The sequence below is a fragment of the Nonomuraea insulae genome (assembly GCF_042656245.1).
Genome location: NZ_JBHSPA010000073.1, coordinates 192,658 through 217,015, shown reverse-complemented (window position 1 = coordinate 217,015; position 24,358 = coordinate 192,658). Strand labels below are relative to the sequence as shown.

Annotated in this window: 24 protein-coding genes; 14 read left to right on the top strand and 10 right to left on the bottom strand. The window is 70.9% G+C overall.

Annotated elements, in window-relative coordinates; all coding sequences use genetic code 11:
* Both ACFPZ3_RS50775 and ACFPZ3_RS50770 read right to left on the bottom strand, forming a co-directional pair.
* Nucleotides 1–542: ABC transporter ATP-binding protein (locus ACFPZ3_RS50775; RefSeq protein ID WP_379521639.1), on the bottom strand; the 542-nt coding region annotated here is incomplete at its 3' end.
* Nucleotides 539–1,681 (bottom strand): efflux RND transporter periplasmic adaptor subunit, encoded by a 1,143-nt coding sequence (locus ACFPZ3_RS50770; RefSeq protein ID WP_379521638.1) that lies wholly within the window; start codon nt 1,679–1,681, stop codon nt 539–541. The genes ACFPZ3_RS50775 and ACFPZ3_RS50770, both read right to left, overlap by 4 nt.
* A gap of 146 nt (nt 1,682–1,827) precedes the next feature.
* On the opposite strand from ACFPZ3_RS50770, the gene ACFPZ3_RS50765 reads away from it, so the two are divergent.
* A complete protein-coding gene (locus ACFPZ3_RS50765) occupies nt 1,828–3,858 on the top strand; it encodes an efflux RND transporter periplasmic adaptor subunit (protein ID WP_379521637.1) in 2,031 nt (676 codons plus the stop codon).
* Nucleotides 3,859–4,038: 180 nt separating this feature from the next.
* Here ACFPZ3_RS50765 and ACFPZ3_RS50760 read toward each other — a convergent pair whose 3' ends face one another.
* From ACFPZ3_RS50760 to ACFPZ3_RS50750, 3 genes are all read right to left on the bottom strand, one after another.
* Nucleotides 4,039–5,592 carry an alkaline phosphatase D family protein gene (locus ACFPZ3_RS50760; RefSeq protein WP_379521636.1) on the bottom strand — a complete coding sequence of 518 codons (1,554 nt, stop codon included), beginning with the start codon at nt 5,590–5,592 and terminating at the stop codon, nt 4,039–4,041.
* 89 nt (nt 5,593–5,681) lie between these two features.
* Nucleotides 5,682–6,266 (bottom strand): HAD family hydrolase, encoded by a 585-nt coding sequence (locus ACFPZ3_RS50755; protein ID WP_379521635.1) that lies wholly within the window; start codon nt 6,264–6,266, stop codon nt 5,682–5,684.
* Nucleotides 6,263–7,093 (bottom strand): hypothetical protein, encoded by an 831-nt coding sequence (locus ACFPZ3_RS50750; RefSeq protein ID WP_379521634.1) that lies wholly within the window; start codon nt 7,091–7,093, stop codon nt 6,263–6,265. The genes ACFPZ3_RS50755 and ACFPZ3_RS50750 overlap by 4 nt, the downstream gene beginning before the upstream one ends.
* A 162-nt stretch (nt 7,094–7,255) precedes the next feature.
* Between ACFPZ3_RS50750 and arfB the strand changes: the two genes are divergently transcribed.
* On the top strand, nt 7,256–7,663 hold the full coding sequence (arfB, locus tag ACFPZ3_RS50745) for an alternative ribosome rescue aminoacyl-tRNA hydrolase ArfB (RefSeq protein ID WP_379521633.1): 408 nt from the start codon (nt 7,256–7,258) through the stop codon (nt 7,661–7,663).
* 4 nt (nt 7,664–7,667) lie between these two features.
* On the opposite strand, the gene ACFPZ3_RS50740 is transcribed toward arfB, so the two are convergent.
* On the bottom strand, nt 7,668–8,108 hold the full coding sequence (locus ACFPZ3_RS50740) for an NUDIX hydrolase (RefSeq protein WP_379521632.1): 441 nt from the start codon (nt 8,106–8,108) through the stop codon (nt 7,668–7,670).
* A gap of 77 nt (nt 8,109–8,185) precedes the next feature.
* On the opposite strand from ACFPZ3_RS50740, the gene ACFPZ3_RS50735 reads away from it, so the two are divergent.
* Nucleotides 8,186–9,115 (top strand): acyl-ACP desaturase, encoded by a 930-nt coding sequence (locus ACFPZ3_RS50735; RefSeq protein WP_379521631.1) that lies wholly within the window; start codon nt 8,186–8,188, stop codon nt 9,113–9,115.
* Between the two features lie 225 nt (nt 9,116–9,340).
* On the top strand, nt 9,341–9,883 hold the full coding sequence (locus ACFPZ3_RS50730) for an NADPH-dependent FMN reductase (protein ID WP_379521630.1): 543 nt from the start codon (nt 9,341–9,343) through the stop codon (nt 9,881–9,883).
* 84 nt (nt 9,884–9,967) lie between these two features.
* Here ACFPZ3_RS50730 and ACFPZ3_RS50725 read toward each other — a convergent pair whose 3' ends face one another.
* The 3 genes from ACFPZ3_RS50725 to ACFPZ3_RS50715 form a co-directional block, all read right to left on the bottom strand.
* Entirely contained in the window at nt 9,968–10,387 is a 420-nt protein-coding gene (locus ACFPZ3_RS50725) for a hypothetical protein (protein WP_379521629.1), read from the bottom strand.
* Between the two features lie 187 nt (nt 10,388–10,574).
* Nucleotides 10,575–11,258 (bottom strand): hypothetical protein, encoded by a 684-nt coding sequence (locus ACFPZ3_RS50720; RefSeq protein WP_379521628.1) that lies wholly within the window; start codon nt 11,256–11,258, stop codon nt 10,575–10,577.
* A gap of 42 nt (nt 11,259–11,300) precedes the next feature.
* The gene (locus tag ACFPZ3_RS50715) at nt 11,301–12,080 is read right to left on the bottom strand and encodes an HAD-IIA family hydrolase (protein ID WP_379521627.1); all 780 of its coding nucleotides are present in this window, start codon (nt 12,078–12,080) and stop codon (nt 11,301–11,303) included.
* 61 nt (nt 12,081–12,141) lie between these two features.
* Here ACFPZ3_RS50715 and ACFPZ3_RS50710 point away from each other — a divergent pair, with 61 nt between their 5' ends.
* The 8 genes from ACFPZ3_RS50710 to ACFPZ3_RS50675 all read left to right on the top strand — a co-directional run bounded on the left by ACFPZ3_RS50710 (nt 12,142) and on the right by ACFPZ3_RS50675 (nt 21,035).
* On the top strand, nt 12,142–13,329 hold the full coding sequence (locus ACFPZ3_RS50710; protein WP_379521626.1) for a M20 metallopeptidase family protein: 1,188 nt from the start codon (nt 12,142–12,144) through the stop codon (nt 13,327–13,329).
* A gap of 1 nt (nt 13,330) precedes the next feature.
* Nucleotides 13,331–14,296 carry a zinc-dependent alcohol dehydrogenase family protein gene (locus ACFPZ3_RS50705; RefSeq protein WP_379521625.1) on the top strand — a complete coding sequence of 322 codons (966 nt, stop codon included), beginning with the start codon at nt 13,331–13,333 and terminating at the stop codon, nt 14,294–14,296.
* 146 nt (nt 14,297–14,442) lie between these two features.
* On the top strand, nt 14,443–16,275 hold the full coding sequence (locus ACFPZ3_RS50700) for an ABC transporter substrate-binding protein (protein ID WP_379521624.1): 1,833 nt from the start codon (nt 14,443–14,445) through the stop codon (nt 16,273–16,275).
* Nucleotides 16,276–16,278: 3 nt separating this feature from the next.
* Nucleotides 16,279–17,286 (top strand): ABC transporter permease, encoded by a 1,008-nt coding sequence (locus tag ACFPZ3_RS50695; RefSeq protein WP_379521623.1) that lies wholly within the window; start codon nt 16,279–16,281, stop codon nt 17,284–17,286.
* Nucleotides 17,283–18,188 (top strand): ABC transporter permease, encoded by a 906-nt coding sequence (locus ACFPZ3_RS50690; protein WP_379521622.1) that lies wholly within the window; start codon nt 17,283–17,285, stop codon nt 18,186–18,188. Before ACFPZ3_RS50695 ends, ACFPZ3_RS50690 begins: the two co-directional genes overlap by 4 nt.
* 2 nt (nt 18,189–18,190) lie before the next feature.
* On the top strand, nt 18,191–19,177 hold the full coding sequence (locus tag ACFPZ3_RS50685; RefSeq protein WP_379521621.1) for an ABC transporter ATP-binding protein: 987 nt from the start codon (nt 18,191–18,193) through the stop codon (nt 19,175–19,177).
* Nucleotides 19,174–20,184, top strand: coding sequence for an ABC transporter ATP-binding protein (locus tag ACFPZ3_RS50680; RefSeq protein ID WP_379521620.1), 1,011 nt, complete (start codon nt 19,174–19,176; stop codon nt 20,182–20,184). Before ACFPZ3_RS50685 ends, ACFPZ3_RS50680 begins: the two co-directional genes overlap by 4 nt.
* Entirely contained in the window at nt 20,184–21,035 is an 852-nt protein-coding gene (locus ACFPZ3_RS50675) for a GNAT family N-acetyltransferase (RefSeq protein ID WP_379521619.1), read from the top strand. Before ACFPZ3_RS50680 ends, ACFPZ3_RS50675 begins: the two co-directional genes overlap by 1 nt.
* A gap of 2 nt (nt 21,036–21,037) precedes the next feature.
* Here the strand turns inward: ACFPZ3_RS50675 and ACFPZ3_RS50670 are convergent, their stop codons facing one another.
* On the bottom strand, nt 21,038–22,150 hold the full coding sequence (locus ACFPZ3_RS50670) for an exo-beta-N-acetylmuramidase NamZ family protein (protein WP_379521618.1): 1,113 nt from the start codon (nt 22,148–22,150) through the stop codon (nt 21,038–21,040).
* 57 nt (nt 22,151–22,207) lie between these two features.
* On the opposite strand from ACFPZ3_RS50670, the gene murQ reads away from it, so the two are divergent.
* Together murQ and ACFPZ3_RS50660 are read left to right on the top strand one after the other, a co-directional pair.
* Nucleotides 22,208–23,107 (top strand): N-acetylmuramic acid 6-phosphate etherase, encoded by a 900-nt coding sequence (gene murQ, locus ACFPZ3_RS50665; RefSeq protein ID WP_379521617.1) that lies wholly within the window; start codon nt 22,208–22,210, stop codon nt 23,105–23,107.
* A gap of 22 nt (nt 23,108–23,129) precedes the next feature.
* Nucleotides 23,130–24,218, top strand: a complete 1,089-nt coding sequence (locus ACFPZ3_RS50660; RefSeq protein WP_379521616.1) for a serine hydrolase domain-containing protein — start codon at nt 23,130–23,132, stop codon at nt 24,216–24,218.
* Nucleotides 24,219–24,358 lie beyond the last annotated feature (140 nt).

Genomic DNA, 24,358 nt, shown 5'->3' with positions numbered 1-24,358 from the left:
AGCGCGCCGAGCGGCTCGTCGAGCAGGAGCGCGCGCGGCCGGTTGACCAGGGCCCTGGCCAGGGCCACGCGCTGCTGCTGGCCGCCGGAGAGCTGGTTCGGCTCGTGGTGCACCCGGTCGGTCAGCCCGACCTGCTCCAGCGCGGCCAGGGCCCGCTCGCGGCGCTCGGACTGGCCGACGCCGCCGTACACGAGGGGCAGTTCGACGTTGGCCAGGGCGCTCATGCGCGGGATCAGGTTGAACGACTGGAAGACGAAACCGACCCTGCGGTTGCGCAGGATGGCGAGCTGGTGCTCGTTCAGGTGGCCGACATCGGCGCCGTCGATGAGGTACGAGCCGGACGTCGGCACGTCGAGGCAGCCCAGGATGTTCATGAGCGTGGACTTGCCGGAGCCGGAGGCGCCCATGATGGCGACGTAGTCACCCCGCTGGACGTCCAGGCTGATGCCGCGCAGGGCGCGTACCTTGGCATCGCCCTCCCCGTACTCCTTGACCAGCTTCTCCACGCGCAGAACGGGCACCGGCTCCGCGGGGGGCGTCATCGTCCGCCTCCGCCGGGCACGCCGCCGCCGCCGCCGGGGAAGCCTCCGCCGCCGCCGAACTGCCGCTGGACGCCGCCGTTGCCCGTGGTGCCGGCCGTGGTGGACGGAGGCACGATCTGGTCGCCCTCGGACACACCGGACTTGATCTCGGTCAGTGCCGTGCCCTGTACGCCGACCTCGACCGGCGTCCTGGCCTGGCTGCCGTTCCGCAGCACGGTCACCGTGGTCTGGCCGCCGCTGGTGGAGACCGCCGTGGAGGGGACGGTGACGACGTTGTCGGCCTGGCCCACCACGACCTCGACCGTGGCGGTCTGGCCCAGCCTGACCTGGCTCGGGACCTTCTTGAAGGTGACCGTCACCGGGTACTGCACGACGTTGTTGCTGGTGGAGGCGACCGGCTCGATCTGGGTGACCTCACCGGTCGCGCTCACGCCCGGCAGCGCGTCGAAGGTGACCGTGGCGTCCTGGCCCTGCTTGAGCTTGCCGACGTCCGACTCGGTGAAGGTGCCGACGAGCTGCAGCTTGGTGGTGTCGGCCAGCTCGATGAAGCCGCTCGCGCTCGAAGTCGTGCTCGCCGTCGTGCTCTGCCCAGAGCCTTGGGTCGAACCCTGGCCGCCGCCGCCGGACCCCGAGCTCGTGCCGCCGACCGAGCCGTTCACCGCGGTGACCGTGCCCTTGAACGGCGCCTTCAGCACGGTGGCCGCGACCGTGCGCTGCGCCTCCCGGTAGGTGTTGCGGGCCTTGATGTAGGCGGCGTAGAGCTGGGCCGTGTCCGTCCCGTCGTCGAGCGCGCTCTGGTACGTGGCCTTGGCCGCCGACAGGCTCTCCTGGGCCGCGGCGTCGTCCAGCCGGGCCAGCAGGTCGCCCTTGGCCACCTTGTCGCCCGCCTTGACGTAGACCTTCTCCACGGTTCCGCTCGTACCGAACGAAAGCGCTCTGGACTGGGAGCTCTCGACCGCTCCCGATGCGGACACCGAGGCGGTCACGGAGCCGCGGCTCACGCTCACCGTGCGCACCGTGGTCTCCCCCGCGGCCTGGCCCGTGCCGAGCTGTGCGTAGGCGAGCCCGGCACCGCCCAGCAGGAGCACCGCGAGCACCCCGTTGGTAATCAGCGCTCTGCGCCTGATCGACACCTTCACGAGCGGTGACCCTCGCACACAATGCTGCGCCGCAGCCGCGAGCAAGCTGAACGTTACCTGTGTACTCGCGCGCGCTCCCGGACACACAGGTAACTCTGAGGATCTTGCCAGCCTGCCGCGACCCTGCTCGGCCATGATGGCCCCTCATGAGACCGACTTTCGCGCTGGGCGGGCTCGCCCTGGCCGTGCTCGTGGCCGGGACCGGCCTGGCACTGGCGCTGCGCGACGACGCCCCGACCATCGTTCAGGCCCGCCTGGCCGCCGCCCAGCGCGGTCAGGTGACGGCCTCGGTGAGCGCGGCGGGGAACACGGTGGACGGCTCGCGCAGGGACCTGGCGTTCGGCTCCTCGGGGACGCTGACGAAGGTGTACGTGAAGGTCGGCGCCAAGGTCAAGAAGGGGCAGGTGCTGGCCAGGATCGACGGGCGGGGGGCGCGGGAGGCGTACACGGCGGCCAAGGCGGACCTGGCTGCGGCCGAGGAAGCCGCCGAGGAGGCCACGTCCGCGTCCACGCCCTCTCCCTCGACAGGTGGTGGGGGCAGGACGACGGCGGCCTGCGTACCGGCCACCGGTACGACTCCGGCGACCGGCGCCACTCCGGCCCCGTCCGGCACCGCTCCCGTCCCGACCGGCAAAGCGACCGGCACCGCTCCCGTCCCGAGCGGCAAAGCGACCGGCACGTCCCGCAGCGCCGCTCCCACGCCCGGGAGCTCGGCGACCGGCACCCCAGGCGCGGTCAGCGGCACGACCGGGGGCGCGAGGAACGGCGCGACCGGCGGCCCGGTGAGCGGCGTTCCCGCAGGTGGCGTTGCCACTGCGCCCGCAGGGGCGCCGGCCACCCACGTATCGACCCCCACGCCGGGCGCTACCACGGCGAGAGTCGGTGCGGCCGGTGGCGTCTTCGGGCCGACGGCCGGGCCTGAGGGGAAGACCGGCTCGGACGCGGGCACGAGTTCCATGCCCAGCCTGACGCCGCACCCGACGGGCACGCCGACCTCCGAGCCCACCGGGCCCGACCCCACCGACCCTGAGCCCCAGCCCACGGTGACGGTCACCGTGACGGCCACCGCCACCGTCACGGCCGTCGTCACCAAGACCGTCACCGCCACCCCGACGGGCGGCGCGTCGAACGGCGGAACCGGCGGCACAGGCGGGACTGGCGGGAACGAGCAGGCCGGAGGACGTCCGTCCGCCACCGCCACCCCGTCCGCCACCTCCACCGCGAAACCGTCCGCCACGGCCAAGCCCACCACCAGCCGCAAGCCCACCACCGGTGCGAAGCCGTCGGCGAGCAAGAAGCCCACGGCCGGCACCGGCCGCCAGTCCCAGGGCTCCTGCGGGCAAACCGGAGGCACCGGTGCGACGCAGCAGACCGCCACCGGGACGGCTCAGCAGGCCGGGACCACGGCGCAAACCGGGACCGGGACGGCGCAGGCCGGGACCACCGCGCAGACTGGGACCGGGACGGCGCAGGCCGAGACCCCAGCGCAGGCCGGCACCGGGACGGGGCAGCAGTCCAAGGGCGGGGTCAGCGAGGAGCAGGCCGCCGCGAACGTGGACCGCGCGGAAGCCGCCGTCGAGGAGGCCGCCGACGCCGTACGGGCGACCCGGATCGTGGCCCCGGCGGCGGGCACGGTCCTGTCGGTCGCGGGCGGGACCGGCGACGCGGCGGGCACCAGCACGTTCATCAGCCTCGGCGACCTGAACGAGCTCCAGGTCCAGGCCATGGTCACCGAATCCGACGTGAACCGGCTCAAGCTCGGCCAGAAGGCGCAGATCACCCTGGCCACCCGGAGCGGCGAACGTTACGAGGGCACGGTGACGGCGATCGCGCCGACCGCGACCGTGGACGGTCAGCTCGTCCGCTACTCGGTCACCCTCGCCTTCGAGGAGCCGCCGACCGGGCTGATGCTCGGCCAGACCGCCTCGGTGACGGTCACCACGGACCAGGCGAAGGACACGGTCTTCGTTCCGGCCGCGGCGGTGCGCAGCAGGTCGGACGGCACCCAGGTGGTCACCGTGCGCTCCGGCGGCCGGGACGCCTCGAAGGTCGTACAGACCGGGGTGCGCGGCGACCAGTACGTCGAGGTCACCTCCGGGCTGAGCGCCAGCGACCAGGTGGTCATGTCGGGCGGCACGTCGGGGGAGTTCCCCGACGGAAGCTGGCCCGGCGCATGAGCTGACCGGTCCGGGCGGAAACCACCCGCCCGCCCGGGCCGGTCACCCCCGGCCGGACTCCGGCGAACCTGCCACCCCGGAGTCCGGCCGGACCTTCACCATGCGGCCGGACGGTTGAGCAGATCCTCAGCGGACTCCCAGCCAACCTTCAGCCAACGCGGAAAGGCGACACCCAGCCGTTCAGCCGATGCGAGGCGCCGCCTGGCCCGCGGCGGCCGCGGCGTCCGCGACGGACGGGATCGTGATGTGGTGGGCGGTCTTGGCCTTGGCCCCCTTGCGGGTGATGTAGTCCAGCGTCCTGAAGTCCACCGACAGCTCGTCCCGGTCCAGCCGCGCCACCAGGTACCCGCGCCGCTGGTCGATGTAGGAGATGTGCGGGTTCTCCTGCAGGGCCTCGGCGATCCACGTACGGTCCCGGTACCCGTCGCCGTCGCTGGCGATCGACGAGGCCACCAGTTCCCGAGCCACCACCGGCGAGTCCGGGTCGTCGAAGTCGGTCTTCAGCTCGGCCAGGTGGTGCATGTGCGCGTCGCCGGTCAGCACGACCGGGTTCTGCGTGCGGGCCAGGGAGCCGAGCAGGCGGGTGCGCTCGGCCGCGTACCCGTCCCAGGAGTCGAGGTTCACCTCACGCCCCGGGCCGATCTTGTAGTCGCGGTGGGCCATCATGATCTGCTGGCCGAGCAGGTTCCAGCGGGCGGTGGAGCCGTTCAGGCCGCTCTCCAGCCAGCGCCACTGGTCGTTGCCGAGCAGGGTGCGCTTGTCCGCCAGCCGGTCGTCACAGCCCGCCCGCACCCCGTCCAGGCACGCCTGGTCGTCGCGGAACTGCCGCGTGTCGAGCAGGTGGAAGCGCGCCAGCGTCCCCCAGGAGACGCGCCGGTTCACCCGGAGCACCGCCCCCTGGAGGCTGGCGCGGCGCAGCGGCATGTTCTCGTAGTACGCCCTGAACGCCTGCGCTCGCCGCTGTCCGAACCCCGGGGCCCCGGTGCTGGAGACCTGCCCGGCCCAGTTGTTCTCCACCTCGTGGTCGTCGAACGACACCAGCCACGGCGCCACCGCGTGGGCGGCCTGCAGATCGGGGTCGCTCTTGTACTGCGCGTGCCGCAGGCGGTAGTCGGCGAGGGTCTGGCACTTGCCCGGGGTGTGGGTGCGTACGCGGCCGGCCAGGGCGGTGTAGCCGCTGGGGCCGTACTCGTACATGTAGTCCCCGAGGAAGACCACCAGTTCGGGCTCCTGCTCGGCCAGGCGGCGGTAGGCGGTGTAGTAGCCGTGCTCGTAGTGCGCGCAGGCGGCCACCGCGAACCTGAGCGGCGTCTCCCCCGACGGCGCCGTCCTCGTGCGGGCGGCCGGTGAGAGCCGGCCCTGGCTCCTGAACCGGTAGAAGTAGTCGCGCCCCGGCTCCAGCCCCTTCAGCTCGACGTGGACGCTGTGGGCGTCGCGTGCGCGGGCGGTGGCCGTACCGGACTTGACTATCTTGGCGAAGCGGTCGTCCGTGGCGACCTGCCAGTCCACGTCCACGTCGCGGGAGGGCATGCCGCCGCGGCCGTCGCCGCCCATCGGGTCGACGGCCAGCCTGGTCCACAGGACGAAGCCGTCGGTGGAGGGGTCGCCGGAGGCCACGCCCAGCGTGAAGGGATCGGATCTGAGGGCTCGGGACGAGGAGGCCGCCGCCGGGGCGGCGGGCCGCGGGAGGAGGAGGCCGGCTGTCGCCGCTGTCAGGAAGGCTCTGCGGTCCACGTCATCAGGTATTGCCGCCCCCGCTGACTCCGCTGTGACGGCGGAGTCAAGCGTGGGTGAACAGCATCAGTCGTCCTGTGACGCCCGATTCATCCGGTAGCGGAAAGGATCTCGCGGAGGGCGGCGGCGTCGGTGAACCGCACGCCCGTCATGCCCGCGCGCTCGGCCCCCTCGACGTTCTCCTGGCGGTCGTCGATGAAGACGACCTCGGACGGGTCGGCGCCGAGCCCGCGGGCCAGCTCCTCGTAGATCTCCCGGTCGGGCTTCACCAGGCCCATCCTGCCGCTGTAGAAGCGGTGCCCGATCGCGGCGATCCACGGCAGCTCGTCCAGGCCCTCACCGACGCAGACCGGCGCGTTGGACAACATCGCCACGTCGCGCCCGGCCGCGAGCAGCTCGCCGAGCAGCGCGACCGTGCCCTCGTTGGGGTAGGCCCAGCTCGCGACATCCCTGGCGACCAGCCGCGCGACCTCGGTGTGGCTCGCGGGCCGCCCCAGCACCGCCGACCAGTACGCGTGCGGGCTCAGCCCCCGGTCGAACTCCAGCCGGTGCTCCCAATAACCGCGCTTGAACGCCTCAGGCTCGGCTCCCACGGCCCGCGCCATCGCCTCGGCGTCGGACTCCGGCTGGGGAAGGGACAGGACACCGCCATAGTCGAAGACAATCCACGTCATGCCAGGAATGGTCGCAGATGCGGGTCCAGTGCCGGGCAGCCCAGGTATTTCTCGGCGGTGTGGAAGTCGATCCAGTCGAGGTTGACCAGCTGCTCGACGTCCACGCCGGTGAAACTGGCGGTCAGGGCGGGCGGGATGGCGGCGATGTCGTCCTTGTCGGCGATGTTCACCCAGCGCCTGACGCCCTTGGGCCGTTCGCCGCGGCCGTTGATGGGGGCGGGCAGGAGGCGCTCGAAGATGACGTTGCGCATCCCGAGCGGGCTGCCCAGGGTGATCAGCAGGTCGACGTGGAGGTCCGGGTTCGCCCACAGGGCCTCGTACGCGACCACGCTGCCCAGCGAGTGGGCGATCACCACCTTCGGCCGGTTCCGCCTGATGACCTCCGCCACGGCCTGCCGGCACTTCTCGCGCCTGCCCTGGTCGGTGAGGTAGGCGGCCACCTCGGGCGCGAACAGCTTGGCGAACGCCGCCGACCTGCCGTCCAGCCGGTCCAGCAGCCACCCGGTGAACGACTTGAGCGCCTCCGTGACATGCTCGCCCACGCCCAGGTTCCGTGCCCACGCGACGAGCACCCGCTCGGCCTGGACCTCCATGGCGGCCGACGCCTTCGCGATCGCGTCGCCGTCGTCGCCGTCGTCGCCGTCGTGCAGGAGGTGGGAGAAGTAGGCGATCTCGGCGAAGTACGCCCGCGCCTCTCCCCCGAGGGCCGCGTGCAGGTAGCGGTCCCACTTCAGGCGCATGGCCGCCGCCGCCCCCGGCGCGGACCTGCCTGCCTGGAGGTAGTAGTTGTACTTGCCGATCCCGTGCACGCCGACGATGACGGCCACCGCGCCTCCCCAACCCCGTGATCTTTTCGCGCGATGGTGGCACACGAGAGTTGCAATCGGCCAGACGACTGCTTGTGGTGCGGAGAAATGCCGTTGCGGACGGCATATGCCGTCCATATACGGTGACATCCCATACAGGAACTGAGAACAGGAGCTCCACCCATGCCCGGCCCGCTGGTCGTCAACGACTCGATCGTCATCCCCGACATCGAGCTCGTCTGGCGTTTCTCCCGCTCGTCAGGTCCGGGCGGCCAGGGCGTCAACACCACGGACAGCCGGGTGGAGCTGACCTTCGACGTGGCGCAGAGCGTCGCGCTGCCGCCCGCGCTCAAGGCACGGGCCCTCGACCGCCTCGGTTCCGCCACGATCACGATCGCCGCCTCCGAATACCGCTCCCAGTTGCGCAACCGGGAGGCCGCCGCGCACCGGCTGGCCCAGCGGCTGCGCGAGGCCATCGCCCCGCCGCCGAAGCGGCGCCGCCCGACCAAGCCCAGCCGGGGCGCCGTCGAGCGCCGCATCGCCGCCAAGAAGCAGCGCTCGGACGTCAAGCGCCTGCGCCGCGACCCCTGAGGGATCAGCCGATGAGGCGGGGCAGGGCCGCGATGTTGGCCGACAGGTAGTCCGCCACGGCCTCGGGGATGAGGTTCCTGGCGGAGATCTCCGACTGGTCCAGTTCGACGCGCTCCACCTCGTACAGGCCGCGCGACGGGTCCTCGAACTCCGGCCCGTGCCGCAGCTCGGGATCCATGGACACGAGCCGGCAGCCGTAGACGTACTGCGTCTTCGTCTCGCCCTTCCACGGGTACGACACGGTCGTCAGCGGCGTCACCGCGAAGACGGTCGCGCCCAGCTCCTCCAGCAGTTCCCTGCGCAGGGTGTCCTCCAGCGTGCCGTCCTCCGGCTCCACGTGCCCGCCCGGCACTGACCAGTAGAGATCGCGCCCCGGCACCGTGCGCCGGAACAGGACCAGCCGTTCGTCATGATCGAGCAGGACACCACGGACACTAGGTCGCATACATCCACCCTATTTGACCGCTTTGTCCTTCGGGTAGCCTAACCTACGGTACCGTAACCTGAAGGAGAAGATCTTTTATGGCGATGACTCAGACGGAACTCCTGCACGAGCTCGAGCCCGTGGTCGCCGGGGAGCTCGAACGCCACGAGAAGATGGCGAAAGAGTGGTTCCCGCACGAGTACATCCCGTGGAGCCAGGGCCGGGACTTCGACGGCATCTACGGGGGCGAGGCATGGCAGGACGGCGACTCCAAAATCCCCGAAGCGGTACGCGTGTCGCTCATCGTCAACCTCCTCACGGAGGACAACCTCCCCAGCTACCACCACGAGATCGCCTCGACGTTCGGCCGCGACGGCGCCTGGGGCACCTGGGTGCACCGGTGGACGGCCGAGGAGGACCGCCACGGCACCGCCCTGCGCGACTACCTGACCGTCACCCGCGCCGTCGACCCGGTGGCGCTGGAGCGGGCCCGCATGGCCCACATGGCGAGCGGCTTCACCAGCGAGTACGGCACGATGTTGCAGCAGCTCGCGTACGTCTCCTTCCAGGAGCTCGCCACCCGCATCTCGCACCGCAACACCGGCACGGCCTCCGGCGACGAGGGCTGTGAGCGGCTGCTGGCCAGGATCGCCGCCGACGAGAACCTGCACATGCTCTTCTACCGCAACCTGCTCAAGGCGGCCTTCGAGCTCGAGCCGAGCCAGACCATGCGCGCGGTGACCGACGTGGTCACCACCTTCCAGATGCCCGGCCAGGGCATGGAGGGGTTCGCCCGCAAATCCCTGATCATCGCGAACGAGGGCATCTACGACCTGCGTCTGCACCTCGACGACGTGCTCATGCCGGTGCTGCGGCAGTGGTCGGTGTTCGACAAGACCGGGCTGGACGCCGAAGGCGAGAAGGCGCGCGAGGAGTTGTCCGCGTTCCTGGCCAAGACCGATGTCACGGCCTCCCGCTTCGTCGAGCGCCGGGAAGAGCGCCGCGTCCGCGCCGCCGCCCGCCGGTGACCGCACTCCCCCGATGACGCCCGGCCGGGCGCGCCCCTCCGCCCGGCCCGTGAACCCGCCTCCCGAACCAGCCTCCTGAACCAGCCTCCTGAACCAGTACGCGGCTCCACCAGCCTGTCCCCTCGTCCGGCAAAGACTGTGCGCCTCTTGACCGGGACGTGGTCTTGGACATCCGCGGCATCGGGCAGGTTTCCCGGTAACACCGGAACCCCTTGGGAGCAGAGGGTGAAAATCATCGGGATCGCCGCCAGTCTGCACGCGGGGTCATTCATCACCAAATTGCTGGACGCAGCGGGCGGCGAGCTGCCGGCAGGCGTGGGCTTCGAGGTGTGGCAGGGGCTGGGCGAGATCCCGCCGTACCGTTCCGGGCCCGTCCCGGCCTCGGTGTGCGAGCTGGTCACGCTGGTCGCGGGCGGGGACGCGCTGCTGCTGACCGCTCCCGAGCACAGTCTGCTGCCGGTGGAGCTGACGTACGCGCTGGACTGGATGTCGGCGCGGGAGGGCCTGTCGGGCAAGCACGTGGCGGTGATGAGCGCGAGCGCGCGGGCGTGCGGCGCCATGTGGGCGCAGGCGGAGCTGTACAAGCAACTGCTGGGCGCGGGGGCGGTCGTGATGGGCGCCGAACTGGTGATCTCGCCGGCCTGCCCGCAGCACTTCGGCGAGAACGGCCATCTGGTCGCTCCCGACCTGCGCGACCAGGTGCGGGGCGTGATCCGCCAGCTCTGCCCGTCCGAGCTGATGGAGCCGGCCCTGTCCGTCTCCGTCTGAGGGGCGCCGTCATCTGAGGCGCGCCGTCGTCTCAGATGCACCGTCGCCTGAGGGGCGCCGTCGTCTGAGGCGCGCCGTCCGCGTCTAAAGGTCGTCCGCGGGGGTTCGCTGCAGCAGCCGCTCCAGCTTGATGCCCAGGTCCAGGACCTCGGAGCGGAGGAAGTTGAACTCGTGCTCGATCTCCGACCGGATGGCGCCGAACTCGACGGCGATCTCCTCCCGGATGTCGAGCTTCTCCGCTCCCCCTGCCACGGGCCGGCCTGACACATCCCTCCTGACCCCGGCGACCTCCGTGCCGACCGCCGAGAACTCCTCCCTGATCTCCACCTGGGCGTGCGCCAGCTGTGCCTTCACCGCGGCGATCTCCGCCTGCAGCTTCCTGGAGCGGTCGACGATCTCGCGCAGGAGATCCTCCTGCCGGTCCAGCCCGGCGCTCTGCTCAGCGGTGGTCTCGAGATCCTCCACGCGCAGTTTCAAGTCGAGGATCTCCGCCCGTACGTCCACGCCACCCCGCCCTTTACCCGCCGCGCTCAGCTTCTGTCATGCCATCGTCGCAGGCGGTGAACGTCATCGGCGATCGGAAGGAGAGGCCGGGTGTGATTCTCTCCACCGGCATCGCGAGGAAAGAGGCAAAGACCCCCCTGGGCGGGTAGAGGATTTTCCCCCGGCTACCGCCAGTCATTTCCCCCGGCTACCGCCGGTCCTCGATCATTCCCCCGGCTCCCGCCGGTCCTCGATCATTCCCCCCCGGCTCCCGCCGGTCCTCGATCTCCCACAGATGATCGATGACGTGCCACGCGATGCGCCGTATCGCGTAGCGGGGTGGCCATTTCGTGCTCATCGGCGGCTCCCAGGGCCGCGACAGCACCTCGGTCAGCTCCGCCCGCATCGCCTCCCGGTCGCCGGGCTCCTTGAACGGCTTGTGCCGCACCCCGACCATCCTGGCGTAGGCGCGCTCGGCCTCCGTCACATGATTCACCATCTTGGTACGGTCGCGCCCGCCCCCGCGCGGCCCCTTGCGCAGCTCCTCCGGCGAGACGGCGGCAGTCTCCTCGAACAACTCCCACGCCGCCCGCACCAGGGCCACCCCGCGCTCGGCCTCCGCCGCGGGCAACGGCTCCAGGTCCAGGTCGGGCACCTCGTAGGGTGCCCCGAAGTCCGTCATCGCCGCCCCCCGCACCGTCGCCACCACCTCGGGCTCGCCCGGCTCGAACGCCAGCCCGGCCCGCTCGGCGATCACGCGGTAGCGGGGCGCGTAGTCGATGAGCCGGTCGATGGCCGCCTCCTCATCCTTGTCGATGCGGCACCAGCCGGGCCAGTCGAGCGAGCAGGCGAACACTTTCTTCTGGCCGGTTTCCAGGTAGAGACGGGTCATGCACCAAAGCCTGCCACGCGTACCTGTCAGATCCCGTCAGGTTCAGATCAGCTCGATGAGGTCGGCCACCGACTCGACGACCAGGGACGGCCGGTAGGGGAAGCGGTCGATCTCGTGGCGCTGGGTGACGCCGGTGAGGACGAGGATCGTGAACAGGCCGGCCTCCATGCCCGAGACGATGTCGGTGTCCATGCGGTCGCCGATCATGGCCGTGGTCTCGCTGTGGGCCTCGATCTCGTTGAGCGCGCTGCGCATCATGCGGGGGTTGGGCTTGCCGACGAAGTAGGGGGCGACCCCGGTGGCCTTGGTGATGAGGGCCGCCACGGCGCCGCAGGCCGGCAGGGAGCCCTCGGTGGAGGGGCCGATGGGGTCGGGGTTGGTGGCGATGAAGCGGGCGCCGCCCTCGATGAGCCTGATGGCGCGGGTGATCTGGGTGAAGCTGTAGGTGCGGGTCTCGCCGAGCACCACGTAGTCGGGGTCGAGGTCGGTCAGGATGTAGCCGACCTCGTGCAGCGCCGTGGTCAGGCCGGCCTCGCCGATCACGTAGGCGGAGCCGCCGGAGCGCTGGTCGTCGAGGAACTGGGCGGTGGCCAGCGCGGAGGTCCAGATGGACTCGGACGGCACGTCTAGGCCCGCGCCCGCCAGGCGTACCGACAGGTCGCGCGGCGTGTAGATCGAGTTGTTGGTCAGGACCCGGAACTTCTTGCCCGATTCGCTGAGCCTTTTGATGAATTCGTCCGCTCCGGGGACCGGTCGCCCCTCGTGGACGAGGACGCCGTCCATGTCGGACAACCAGGAATCGATCCGCTTACGCTGAGTCACGTGCCCATCGTACCGAGCGCGCCTTATCGACTTCCCGCCCGGCACGTGAACAATGTTCTTCATGTCGTTCACCGAATCCGCGCAGGACATGCGGGACCAGCTCGTACAGCTCAGGCACTCTTTGCACACCACTCCGGAGCTCGGCCTGCACCTGCCGCGCACCCAGGAGAAGGTACTGGCGGCCCTGGAGGGGCTGCCGCTGGAGATCAAGACGGGAAACGCGCTCAGCTCGGTGACCGCCGTGCTGCGGGGCGGCCGGCCGGGACCCGCGGTGTTGCTGCGGGGCGACATGGACGCGCTGCCCGTGACCGAGAAGAACGACCTGCCCTACGCCTCCCAGCTTCCCGGTCAGATGCACGCCTGCGGGCACGACCTGCACACGGCGATGCTGACCGGGGCGGCGCACCTGCTGAGCGCGCGGCGTGAGGAGCTGGCCGGAGACGTGATCTTCATGTTCCAGCCGGGCGAGGAGGGGCACGACGGCGCCAAGCACATGATCGGCGAGGGCGTGCTGGAGGCGGCGGGGGCGCGGCCCGTGGCGGCGTACGGCCTGCACGTGGTGTCGTCGGTGTTCCCGCGGGGGTTGTTCACCTCGCGGCCGGGGCCGCTGATGGCGGCGGCGGACACGTTCTGCGTGACGGTGAAGGGGCGCGGCGGGCACGGTTCGACCCCGCACAGGGCGCTGGACCCGATCCAGGCGGGGTGCGAGATGGTGACGGCGCTGCAGACGATGGTGACCAGGACCTTCGACGTGTTCGACCCGGTCGTGGTGACGGTCGGCAGCTTCCACGGCGGGGTGGCCGACAACGTGATCTCCGACGAGGCCAGGTTCGACGCGACGGTGCGGACCTTCAGCAAGGAGAACAGGACGCTGGTCAAGCGGCGGCTGGTGGAGGTCGTGCAGGGCATCGCGGCGGCGCACGGGCTGGAGGTGGAGGCGTCGTTCGGGATGGGCTATCCGGTGACGGTCAACGACCAGGGCGAGGCCGACTTCGCGGGCAGAACGGCCGACGAGCTGTTCGGTCCCGGGCGTTACTTCGTCACGCCGCAGCCGATCATGGGGTCCGAGGACTTCTCGTACGTGCTGGAGGCCGTCCCCGGCGCGTTCGTCTTCCTGGGGGCCTGCCCGCCGGACCGGGATCCGGCCACGGCGCCCTACAACCACTCGCCCGAGGCGGTGTTCGACGACTCGGTGTTGCCCGACGGAGCAGCGCTCTACGCCTCGCTGGCCTTCTCACGGCTGTCCTGACATGCGTGCCTGGGTGGTGGAGCGGCCGGGGCCGATGGCGTCCCGGCCGCTGGCGCTGATCGAGCGGGAGGTGCCCGAGCCGGGTCCCGGCGAGGTCCTGGTGCGGGTGGAGGCGTGCGGCGTGTGCCGTACGGACCTGCATCTGGCGGAGGGCGACCTGCCGCCGCATCGGCCCGGCACCTCCCCGGGCCACCAGGCGGTGGGCCGGGTGGAGGGCACGGGCGAGCGGGTGGGCGTGCCGTGGCTGCGCTCCACCTGCGGCCGGTGCCGCTACTGCCTGCGGGGTATGGAGAACCTGTGCCCCGACTCCACCTACACCGGGTGGGACGCGGACGGCGGGTACGCCGAATACGTCGTCGCGCCCGCCGATTACGTCTATCCCCTGCCCGGCGATCTGCCCGCCGAGTGGCTGGCGCCGCTCCTCTGCGCCGGGATCATCGGCTACCGGGCGCTGGCCCGGTGCGACCTGCCGCCGGGCGGCCGGCTGGGGATCTACGGGTTCGGGGCCTCGGCCCACCTGACGGCGCAGGCCGCCATCGCGCAGGGCGCGACCGTGCACGCGGTCAGCAGATCGGCCGATTCGAGGCGGCTGGCCCTGGAGCTAGGGGCGGCCTCGGCCGGGGACAGGCCGCCGGAGCCGCTGGACGCGGCCATCCTGTTCGCGCCGGTGGGCACGCTGGTGCCGCCCGCGCTGGAGGCCCTCGACCGGGGCGGGACGCTGGCCGTGGCCGGCATTCATCTCACCGATATTCCGTCGCTGAACTACGAGCGTCACCTGTTCCAGGAGCGCACGCTACGCAGCGTGACGGCCAACACCAGGGCCGACGGGCGGGCCTATCTGGAGCTGGCGCTGGCGCATCGTCCGCGGGTGACGACGACGCCCTATCCGTTCGAGGAGGCCGCCCGGGCACTGGCCGATCTGGCGGCGGACCGGGTCAACGGGGCCGCCGTCCTGGTGATGAGCTGACCGAAGACTTTGATGGAGCTTTGCGCCACTTCGTACACTGATGAAGGAAAGTTACATTAGCCTCACAACATCTGGAGATTATTGACGCTCGTCTGGCGCGATCGTAATGTCCGGTCATTCCCTAGAGACATCCCCCGGAGCGGCATATGAAGCGACTGGCAGCGGTAGTGGCGTTGCTGGGCCTTGCCACCGCGACAGCGGCGTGCAGCGGTGGTTCCACCAACAAGTCCGGCGGCACGGCCGGCGGTGGCGGCGGGCTGTTCACCACGATTGACGTGAACAGGCCGGGCCTCGAAGCATCGGCGCCGGCCAACCCGTACAACCCCAAGGGCAACTCCTTCCCCGGCTACAGCTCCATGAAGCTCGGCTGGGTCGTCAACCACCTGACAGACCCGAACAAGGCTCTGCCGGGTCTCGCGGCGAGCTGGGAGATCGCGCCTGACAACTCCTCCATCACGCTGAAGTTGCAGCCGAACGCCAAGTGGTCCGACGGCAAGCCGGTCACGGCCGAGGACGTCAAGATGTCCATCGGCATCGCCTACACGCAGGGCAGCACGGCCTTCTCGGTCACGCCGGGAGCGGCGGGCGCCGCCGCGGAGGTGACGGTCGTCGATCCGCAGACCCTGAAGATCACGCAGGACATGGCGAATCCCAGCCCGAAGTTCGCCCGAGGCGTGCTGGACACCACGATCCTGCCCTCGCACGTGTGGAGCAGCGTGCTCCCCGCGGACTTCTGGGACAAGCTCAAGGGCGCGCGCGGTGAGGGCGCCGAGGCCGACAAGGCCCGTGAGGAGATCACCGGCCTGGGCGAGAAGGTGATCGCCTTCGCCCCGCCGAAGGACGTCTCCGCCGGCCCGTTCGTGCTGGAGCGGGTCAACCCCTCCGAGGCGCTGCTGGTCAAGAACAAGTACTTCTTCAACGCCGCGAACGTCGCGCCGTCGCAGGTGAAGTTCCTCAACTACACCGGCAACGAGCAGATCTGGAACTACCTCACCGCTGGCAAGCTCGACCACGCCGGATTCACCGCCGCGCCGACGGACGTGATGAACCGGATCAAGGCCGGCTCCGGCAACGAGGTCATCAAGGGCTACTCGCCGGTGGCCGTGGGCATGGCCTTCAACCAGTCCAAGAAGCCGTACGACAATGTGCACGTGCGCAGGGGCCTGGCCTACCTGATCGACCGCGACCAGGTCACCAAGGTCGCCTCTCCCGAGGGCGGCACAGCCGCCGCCACGACCAGCGGCATCCACCAGAAGGCCGCGCAGGCGTGGATCCCGGACACGGTGCCGCAGCTCGAGCCGTACAAGGTGGACGCGGCCAAGGCCGAGGAGGAGTTCAAGCAGGCCGGCCTGGTCAAGAAGGACGGCAAGTGGACGCTGGCCGACGGCTCGCCGTGGAAGGTCTCCATGCACGCGCCCTCCGGCTTCTCCGACTGGCTGTCGGCCCAGGAGAACATCAAGGGCCAGCTCGTCAAGGCCGGCGTTGACGCCGAGGTCGTGACGACCGCCGACTACCCGCTCTACCTGGAGGAACTGGCGGCCGGCAAGTACGACGTCGGCTTCTGGCTGATGGCGCTCGGCCCCGCGCCGTACGACATCTTCCAGCGCCTCTACGGCGCCTCCAACGGCTGGACCAACGTCGCGGGCAAGGTCAAGCACGCCGACGCGGGCAAGGGCGGCAACTGGATGGGCGGCCCCGAGCAGATCGAGGTCGACGGCGAGAAGGTCAACCCCGGCGAGCTGACAGGCGAGCTGAACTCGGCCGACGAGAACGCCGCCAAGCCGATCATGGCGAAGCTGGCCAAGGCCGCCAACCAGGACCTGCCCGTCATCCAGCTCTGGGACTACGTCAACACGCAGTTCGTCAACAACAACCGTTTCACCGGCTGGCCTCACGACGACGAGGTCCTGCGGATGGGCACCGGCGTGCTGCCCTCCGGCGTGTGGATCCAGCAAGGTCTGATCAAGGCGAAGCAGTAGCCTATGACGCTCATCACACGACGACTCGCGGGCCACCTGGCCCGCGGGTTCGTCATGATCCTCGTTGTCGCGACGATCAGCTTCTTCATCGTCAACAACATCCCGGGCGACCCCATGGCCGCCCGCTACGAGAAGCTGATCGAGCAGGGCATGGCCCCCGAGGCGGCCCAGCAGGCCGTGAAGGTGCTGTACGGCTTCCAGCCGGACGGCACGCTCTGGCAGCAGTACAGCGACTACATCTTCGGTCTGCTCCACCTCGACCTCGGCGTCTCCGTCACCAGGCCGGGCGTGCCCGTCCTCGACGTGCTGACCGACGCGGCCAAGTGGACCGTTCTACCGGTGCTGGCCGGCACCCTGCTGAGCTTCCTCGTCGGGATCATCCTCGGCGTGTACGCGGCCATCAAGCGCACCGGCAAGCTCGGCGACGCCCTGTCCATCTCGGGCTCGCTGCTGCACGGCATCCCGCAGTACGTGCTGGCGATGTTGCTCGTGGTGATCTTCGCCACGCTCATCCCCATCCTGCCCGCCGACGGGTCCGTGGACATCCTGTTCGAGCCCGGGTTCAACGCCGGCTACATCGGCTCGCTCGTCGAGCACGCGGTGCTGCCGGTGCTCACGTACGCGCTGTCGGCGTACGGCGGGTGGATCCTGGCGATGAAGTCGAGCGTCGTCACCGTACTCGGCGACGACTTCATCCTGGCCTCCGAGCTGCGCGGGATGAAGCGCTCGATCGTGTTCCGCTACATCGCGCGCAACGCGATCCTGCCGCTGTTCACCATGCTCGCCCTGTCACTGGGGCTGCTGCTCGGCGGCGCGGTCTTCATCGAGAAGATCTTCAACTATCCGGGGCTCGGCTGGTTGCTCATCAGCAGCGTCACGGACCGCGACTACGCCCTGATGGGCGGCGCGTTCCTGCTGATCACCGCCGGCACCATCATCGCCAACATCGTGGCCGACCTGTTCTACACCGTCATCGACCCGCGCGTGCGCAGCGGAGAGGAGGCGTCGTGAGCACCACGCTCATTCCTGAGGCGGGTTCCGCCGCCTCGGCCATGCGCCGCAACTTCTGGCACGGCGTGTGGCGGGTGATGCGGCGCAAGCCCAGCCGCATGGTCGGCGTCGTCATCATCGCGGGTTTCATCATCATGGCCGTCATCGGGCCGATGGTGCTGCCCGCGAACCTGCCGGGCGACACCAGCGCGATCACCCAGCCGCCGAGCTGGGCGCACTGGTTCGGCACGGACCCGCAGGGCCGTGACGTGACCGCGCTGGTCATCAAGGGCTCGCGCTACGTGCTGCTCACGGCCGCGGTGACCGCGCTCATCACGGTCGTGCTGGGCACGGGGATAGGCCTGTTCTCCGGCTTCAGGCGGGGCCGCTGGGACACCGTGCTCATGCGGATCACCGACATGAAGCTCACCATCCCCGGCCTGCCGCTGCTGCTGGTGCTGGCGACCGTGTGGCAGTTCGGCAGCCCGATCCAGATGGGCCTGGTGCTCGGCCTGCTCGGCTGGGGCGGCGTGGCGCGGGCGGTGCGCTCGCAGACGTTGTCGCTGCGTGAGCGCGGGTTCATCGAGGCGGCGCGCGGGCTGGGCCTGTCCACGACGCACATCATCGGCAAGGAGTTGTTGCCGAGCATGGCGCCGTACATCGCGATGAACATGCTCATCTCGGTCACCGGCGCGGTCTACTCGCAGGTGGGTCTGTTCTTCCTCGGTGTGCTGCCGTACGAGTCGGACAACTGGGGCGTGATGCTCAACCTGGCGGTGTTCCAGGCGGGCGCCATGATCACGCCGAACGCGCTGGGCTACCTGATGGCGCCGCTGCTGGCGATCCTGCTGCTCACGCTCGGCATCGTGCTCGTGGTGGACGCCATGGACGAGATCTTCAACCCCCGGCTGCGCGAGGAGTGACCGTGACGGAAAAAGCGCCGGGAGTGCGCATCGGCGGCCTCACGGTCGTCTACAAGACCCCCGCGGGCGAGCTGCCCGCCGTCCGGGACGTCAGCCTGACGCTGGAGCCCGGGTCGATCACCGGCATCGTCGGCGAGTCCGGCTCCGGCAAGTCCACGCTGGCCCTGTCGCTGCTCAACGCCGTCCAGCCGCCCGGCAGGATCGCGGCGGGCAGCGTCGAGATCGACGGCCTGGGCGACGTGGTGGGGCTGGCGGGCGAGCAGCTGCGCAAGGCCCGCGGCAAGCACATCGGGTACGTCTTCCAGGCCGCCCAGAACAGCCTCAACCCGCTCAAGACCGTCGGCAAGCAACTCCTCGACCTGGGGCGCTCGCACGGCGTGCAGGACCTGCGCGGCCTCGTGCGCGAGGCCAGGGAACTGCTGGGCCGGATGGGGCTGGACGGCGCGCGGGTGCTCGACTCGCACCAGCACGAGTTGTCCGGCGGCATGCGCCAGCGGGTCGGCATCATGCTGGCGCTGGTGCTCAACGCCCACCTGGTGGTGCTGGACGAGCCGACGACCGCCCTGGACATGATCACCCAGGCGAACATCCTGAAGATCGTCCGTGAGGTGCACGCGGAGCGCGGCCTGACGACGCTGGTCATCACGCACGACATCGGCGTGGTGGCCGAGGTCGCCGACCGGCTGGCCGTCATGTACGGCGGCCGCCTGGTCGAGCAGGGCCCCACCAGGGAGGTCCTGGCCGCTCCTCGGCATCCGTACACCAAGGGCCTGATCCAGGCCATCCCCCGGCTCGTGGGCGACATCGACGAGGCCCAGGCGCTGCCCGGACGGCCGCCGACGCTGGTCACCGTGCCGAAGCAGGGCTGCGTGTTCAGGGAGCGGTGCCCGCTGCGCATGGACGTGTGCGACGAGGTGGACCCGGAGGCCGTCGCGATCGGGCCCAGGACCGTGGCCTGTCACGCCGTGACCGTGAAGGAGCACGCATGATCACCGGAACCGGCGTCGTCAAGACGTTCAAGCAGCGCGGCAAGGTGCTCGGGGCCCGTGAGGTGCGGGCGCTGCGGGGGGTGGACTTCGCGATCCCCAAGGGCGGCGCGGCCTCGTTCATCGGTGAGTCCGGGTGCGGGAAGACCACGCTGGGGCGGATCATCGCGGGGCTGGAGACGTACGACGAGGGCGAGATCGAGATCGGCGGCGTCCCCATGTCGCCGCTCAAGCTCAAGCAGCGCCAGCCGCACTTCCGCAAGATCCAGATGATCCACCAGGACCCCTACTCGGCCCTGAATCCGACCAGGACCATCCACCAGACGCTGCACGCGCCGCTGAGCCTGCGGGCCCGGCAGACGGGGCGTTCGCGGGCGTGGATGGAGGAGCGGGCGGCCGAGGTGCTGTCGCTGGTGGGGCTGGACCCGGGCACGGTGTTGGCGCGCTATCCGCACCAGCTCTCCGGCGGCATGCGGCAGCGGGTGGTCATCGCCCGCGCGCTGACCGTGGACCCGGAGATGCTCGTCGCCGACGAGGCCGTCTCCATGATCGACGTGTCGCTCCGGCTGGGCATCCTGGCGCTGCTGAAGGACCTGCGCGACCGCCTCGGGGTGAGCGTGCTGTTCATCACGCACGACGTGGCCACGGCCCGCTACATCGGCGGCGACGGCGAGCTGTACGTCATCTACCGCGGCCAGGTCATCGAGCACGGCCCGGTGGACACGATCATCGCCGATCCCGTGCACCCGTACACGCAGTCGTTGTTGTCGGCCATCCCCGTGCTGCACGGTCTGGAGCAGCCGGGCGAGAACCCCGTGGTGCCGCTGGAGTCGCTGGACGAGAGCCAGTCCGACGAGGGCTGCCTGTTCGCCCGCCGCTGCCCGTTCCGCGGGGAGCGGTGCGCGAGCGAGCGGCCGCTCCTCCAGGTCACCGAGGGCGTCCCGCAGGAGCACGCGTGCTTCTACCCCGAGCGGCGTGACGTGATCGCCCGGCCGATGAGCGAGGTGTGATGACGCACGCCGTACGGGCCGCGGAGCCCGAGGAGGCGGCGCGGGTCGCCGCGGCCGCGCTGACGCTGGACGCCGGGGAGGCCGCCGGCCTGGCCGGGCACCTGTCACGGCCCCCGGCCGGCCGCCAGTGGACGGCGCTGGGCACCGAGGGCGGCGTGGTGATGGCCTCGCTGTCCGCCAAGGACCCCTCCGTCGGGCACATCGACCTGCTCGCCGTGGATCCCCCCGCCCAGGGCGAGGGGCGCGGGCGGGCGCTGGTGCGCACGGCCGAGGAGTGGCTGCGGGGACAGGGCGCGCGGCAGGCCCGCTTCGCCGGGAACCCGCCGTGCTACGCCTGGCCGGGCATCGACGTCCGCTACACCGCCGCCGCCTGCCTGGCCGAGAGCCTCGGGTACGAGCGCTACCACGCCGCCTGGAACATGACCGCCGGCCTCCTGGACGCGGACCTGTCCGTGCAGGAGGACCTGGCACGGCTGGAGAAGTCCGGCGTGTCGGTGGGAGCGGGGGACCGCGAGCGGGTGGCCGCGTTCGTCGAGGAGCACTGGAACGAGCGCTGGGCCTGGGAGGCCGTCCACGCGACCGGGCTGCACCACGCCGAGCGCGATGGGCGGATCCTGGGCTTCGCGGCCTGGGGGGCGCGGCCGGCCTGGTTCGGGCCCATGGGCACCGCGCCGGACGCGCGCGGCCTCGGCCTGGGACGGGTGCTGCTGCGCCGATGCCTGGCCGAGCAGCGGGCCGCCGGCCAGGCCGAGGCCCAGATCGGCTGGGTAGGGCCGTTGCGGTTCTACTCGCGCGCGGTCGGCGCGCGAGCGGAACGCGTCTTCTGGCTCTATCGGCGCGACCTGGCGTGATGTCACGAATAGAGCAGATGGCCCTCTGGGCGGCCCGGCGGCGGGCACAGGTCGCGGGGGTCCCCGCCTGCCTCCAGGCACCGGGTGAGGGTGTCGGACCCCCACAGGTGGTCCAGGAACAGCTCGGGTCCCCACCAGCGCAGGTCGTCCGGGTAGAGGGTGCGGGCCACGTGCAACATCGACAGGCCCGTCAGCACCGGTCTGAAGGCTCCCCGGTCGTGCACGTGGAGCTGCACCCCGCGTACGGAGGTGCCGGCGTGCTTGTGGAACGTGGGCGTGAACCACGTCTCCCTGAACCGCACCCCCGGCAGGTCGAGTGCGGCCAGCGCCCTGACGAAGCCGGCGTCCGTGTACGGGGCTCCGATCAGCTCGAACGGCCTGGTCGTGCCGCGCCCCTCGGAGAAGTTGGTGCCCTCGAACAACCCGGTTCCCGGGTAGACCAGGGCGGTGTCCGGGGTCGGCATGTTGACCGACGGCATCACCCAGGGCAGGCCGGTCTCGGCGTACGTCATGTCCCGCCGCCAGCCCTCCATCCGCACGACGGTCAGGTCCACGTCGAACCCGAACAGCCCAGCCAGCTCCCCCGCCGTCCTGCCGTGCCGCAGCGGCAGCGGGAAGCGGCCGACGAAGCTCGCGAACGCCGGGTCGAGCAGGGGGCCCTCCTCGACAGCTCCGCCCAGCGGGTTCGGCCGGTCGAGCACCACGAAGCGCACGCCGAGCCGGGCGGCCGACTCCAGCAGGTCGTACATGGTCCAGACGTAGGTGTAGAAGCGCGACCCCACGTCGGCGATGTCGAAGACCAGGGTGTCCACGCCGGAGGCGGCCACCACGCGGTCGAGGGACTCGCCGGAGAGCTTGTGCGTGTCGTACACCGGCAGCCCCGTCAGCTCGTCGACGGAGTCCGCCTCGCTGCCCGCCGCCTGCGCGGTGCCCCGCATGCCGTGTTCGGGGCCGAACAGGGCGGTCAGGGGCACGCCTGCGGTCAGCAGGGCGGGTGGGGTGGGGGTCAGGTCGGGCAGGACGCCGGTCGGGTTGGTGATCAGGCCAAGGCGGGCGCCGCCGGCGAGGGCGGGATCCGTGGCCAGCCGTTCGGCTCCGGTTCTCACATGCTGCATGAACCCATTGTCTGAAAGATATTTACAAGAGAGAAGTAGAGGGTGGAAATTAGCGACATGATTGATCCGCTACCCGAGCTGTCCACCGAGCAGAGCGACCCCCGCTACAGCCAGATCGACCGGCTGCCGACGGAGGAGATCGCCCGATTGATGAACCAGGCCGACACCGCCGTGCCCGCCGCCGTGGCGACGGTCATCCCGGCGATCTCGGCGGTCATCGACGCGATCTCCGCCAGGATGGCCGAGGGCGGCCGGCTCCTGTACGTGGGCGCCGGCACGTCGGGACGGCTGGCGGTGCTCGACGCCAGCGAGTGCCCGCCCACGTTCGGCACCGATCCCTCGCTGGTGCAGGGCGTCATCGCCGGTGGTCCCGACGCGCTGACCCGGTCCGTCGAGGGGGCGGAGGACGACGCGGAGGCGGGCGCGGCCGCGCTGAAGGACCTGGAGGTGGGCCCGCTCGACTCGGTGGTGGGCGTGTCGGCCAGCGGGCGGGCCCCTTTCGTGCTGGGTGCGCTGGCCGAGGCCGCGGGCCGGGGCGCGCTGACGGCCGCTCTGTCGTGCAACGCGGGCGCGCCGCTGTCGGCCGCCGCCGAGCACGCCATCGAGGTGGTCGTGGGGCCCGAGGTGGTGACCGGCTCGACCCGGCTGAAGGCGGGCACGGCGCAGAAGCTCGTCCTGAACATGATCTCGACGATCTCGATGGTGCGGCTCGGCCGTACGTATGGAAACGAGATGATCGAGATGTCGGCCATGAACAGCAAGCTCGCCGGGCGGGCGCTGCGCATGGTCAGGGACATCACCGGGGCCGATCCCGAGACGGCCGGCGCGGCGCTGGACGCGGCGGGCGGGCAGGCGAAGATCGCGGTGCTGATGATCCAGCACGGTCTCGACGCCGCCGGGGCCCGCGCCCTGCTGGAGTCCCACGGAGAGCGCCTCAGCGACGCGCTCAGCGGCTGATCCGGCACCCGGGGGGATGCAGATGTCCGATCGGCTGGAGGCGATCCTGGCGGGGGCGGTGCCGCGCGTGTGCTCGGCCGCCGTCGCGCTGATCGCCGTGGACGGCTCCGTGGTGGTCGCAGGCGCCGCCGGGGAGCTCGTACGGTACGCCGGCTCTCACGGGAACGAGGCCGGCTCTCACGGGGACCAGGCCGACGCTCACGGGAGGCTGGCCGGCGAGCGTCCGGCCGCGCGCCGGGACTCGATCTTCGACCTGGCGTCGATCAGCAAGCTGTTCACCACGGTCGTGCTGCTCTCGCTGACCGAGGAGGGCCGGGTGGGCCTCGACGAGCCGGTGGCCGCCTGGATCCCCGGCGCCGACCCCGGGATCACCCCGCGCCGCCTGCTCACCCACACGGCGGGCCTGCCCCCGACCCGCCGCATCGATCTGGAGCTGCCGGAGGCGGACGCCGGCGCGCGGATGGCCGCCATGGTGCGCACGCCGGTCATCCACCCGGCCGGCGGCCCGTACCTTTACAGCGACGTCGGCATGGTCATGGCCGGCCGCCTGGCCGAACTGGCCGGAGGCGCGCCCCTGGACGCGCTGGTCCACGCGAGGGTAACCGGCCCGCTGGGGCTGGCCGACACCGGCTACCGCCCGGAGGCCGTGGAACGGATCGCCGCGACCGAGTGGAAACCCGAGCGTCCCGGGCCCGGCTGCGTACGGGGCGAGGTGCACGACGAGACCGCGTACGCGCTGGGCGGCGTGGCAGGTCACGCGGGCCTGTTCGCCACGGCCGGGGACCTGCTGGCCTTCGGCGAGCGGCTGCGGCGCGGCGGCGAGCCCGTGCTGCGGCGGGAGAGCGTGGCCGAGATGACCCGCGACCAGGGGGCCGAGGGCGCGCCGTTCCGTCATGGGCTGGGCGTGCGGATCGGCGACCCGGCCGTCACGGGCCCGCTGAGCGGCGCGTACGGCCATTCGGGCTTCACCGGCACCTCACTGGTGGTCGACCCCGCCCGCCGCCTGACCGTGGTCCTGCTGACGAACGCCGTCCATCCGGTACGGGGCCGCGACGGCATACGGGAATTGCGGCACGCGGTGGCCAATGAGGCTTTTGACCTCGCCCTTTGACGGCAAGTAATTGCCAGACCACAAATAGCTTATTGCCCGGTCCCGAAACTGTGTGTGAAGGTGACTGAGGCGCCCGGGGAACGACGGGGTGGGCGCCGCAAAAGGTTCCTTTCACCAGAAGGGCCTAGGGCACACATGGG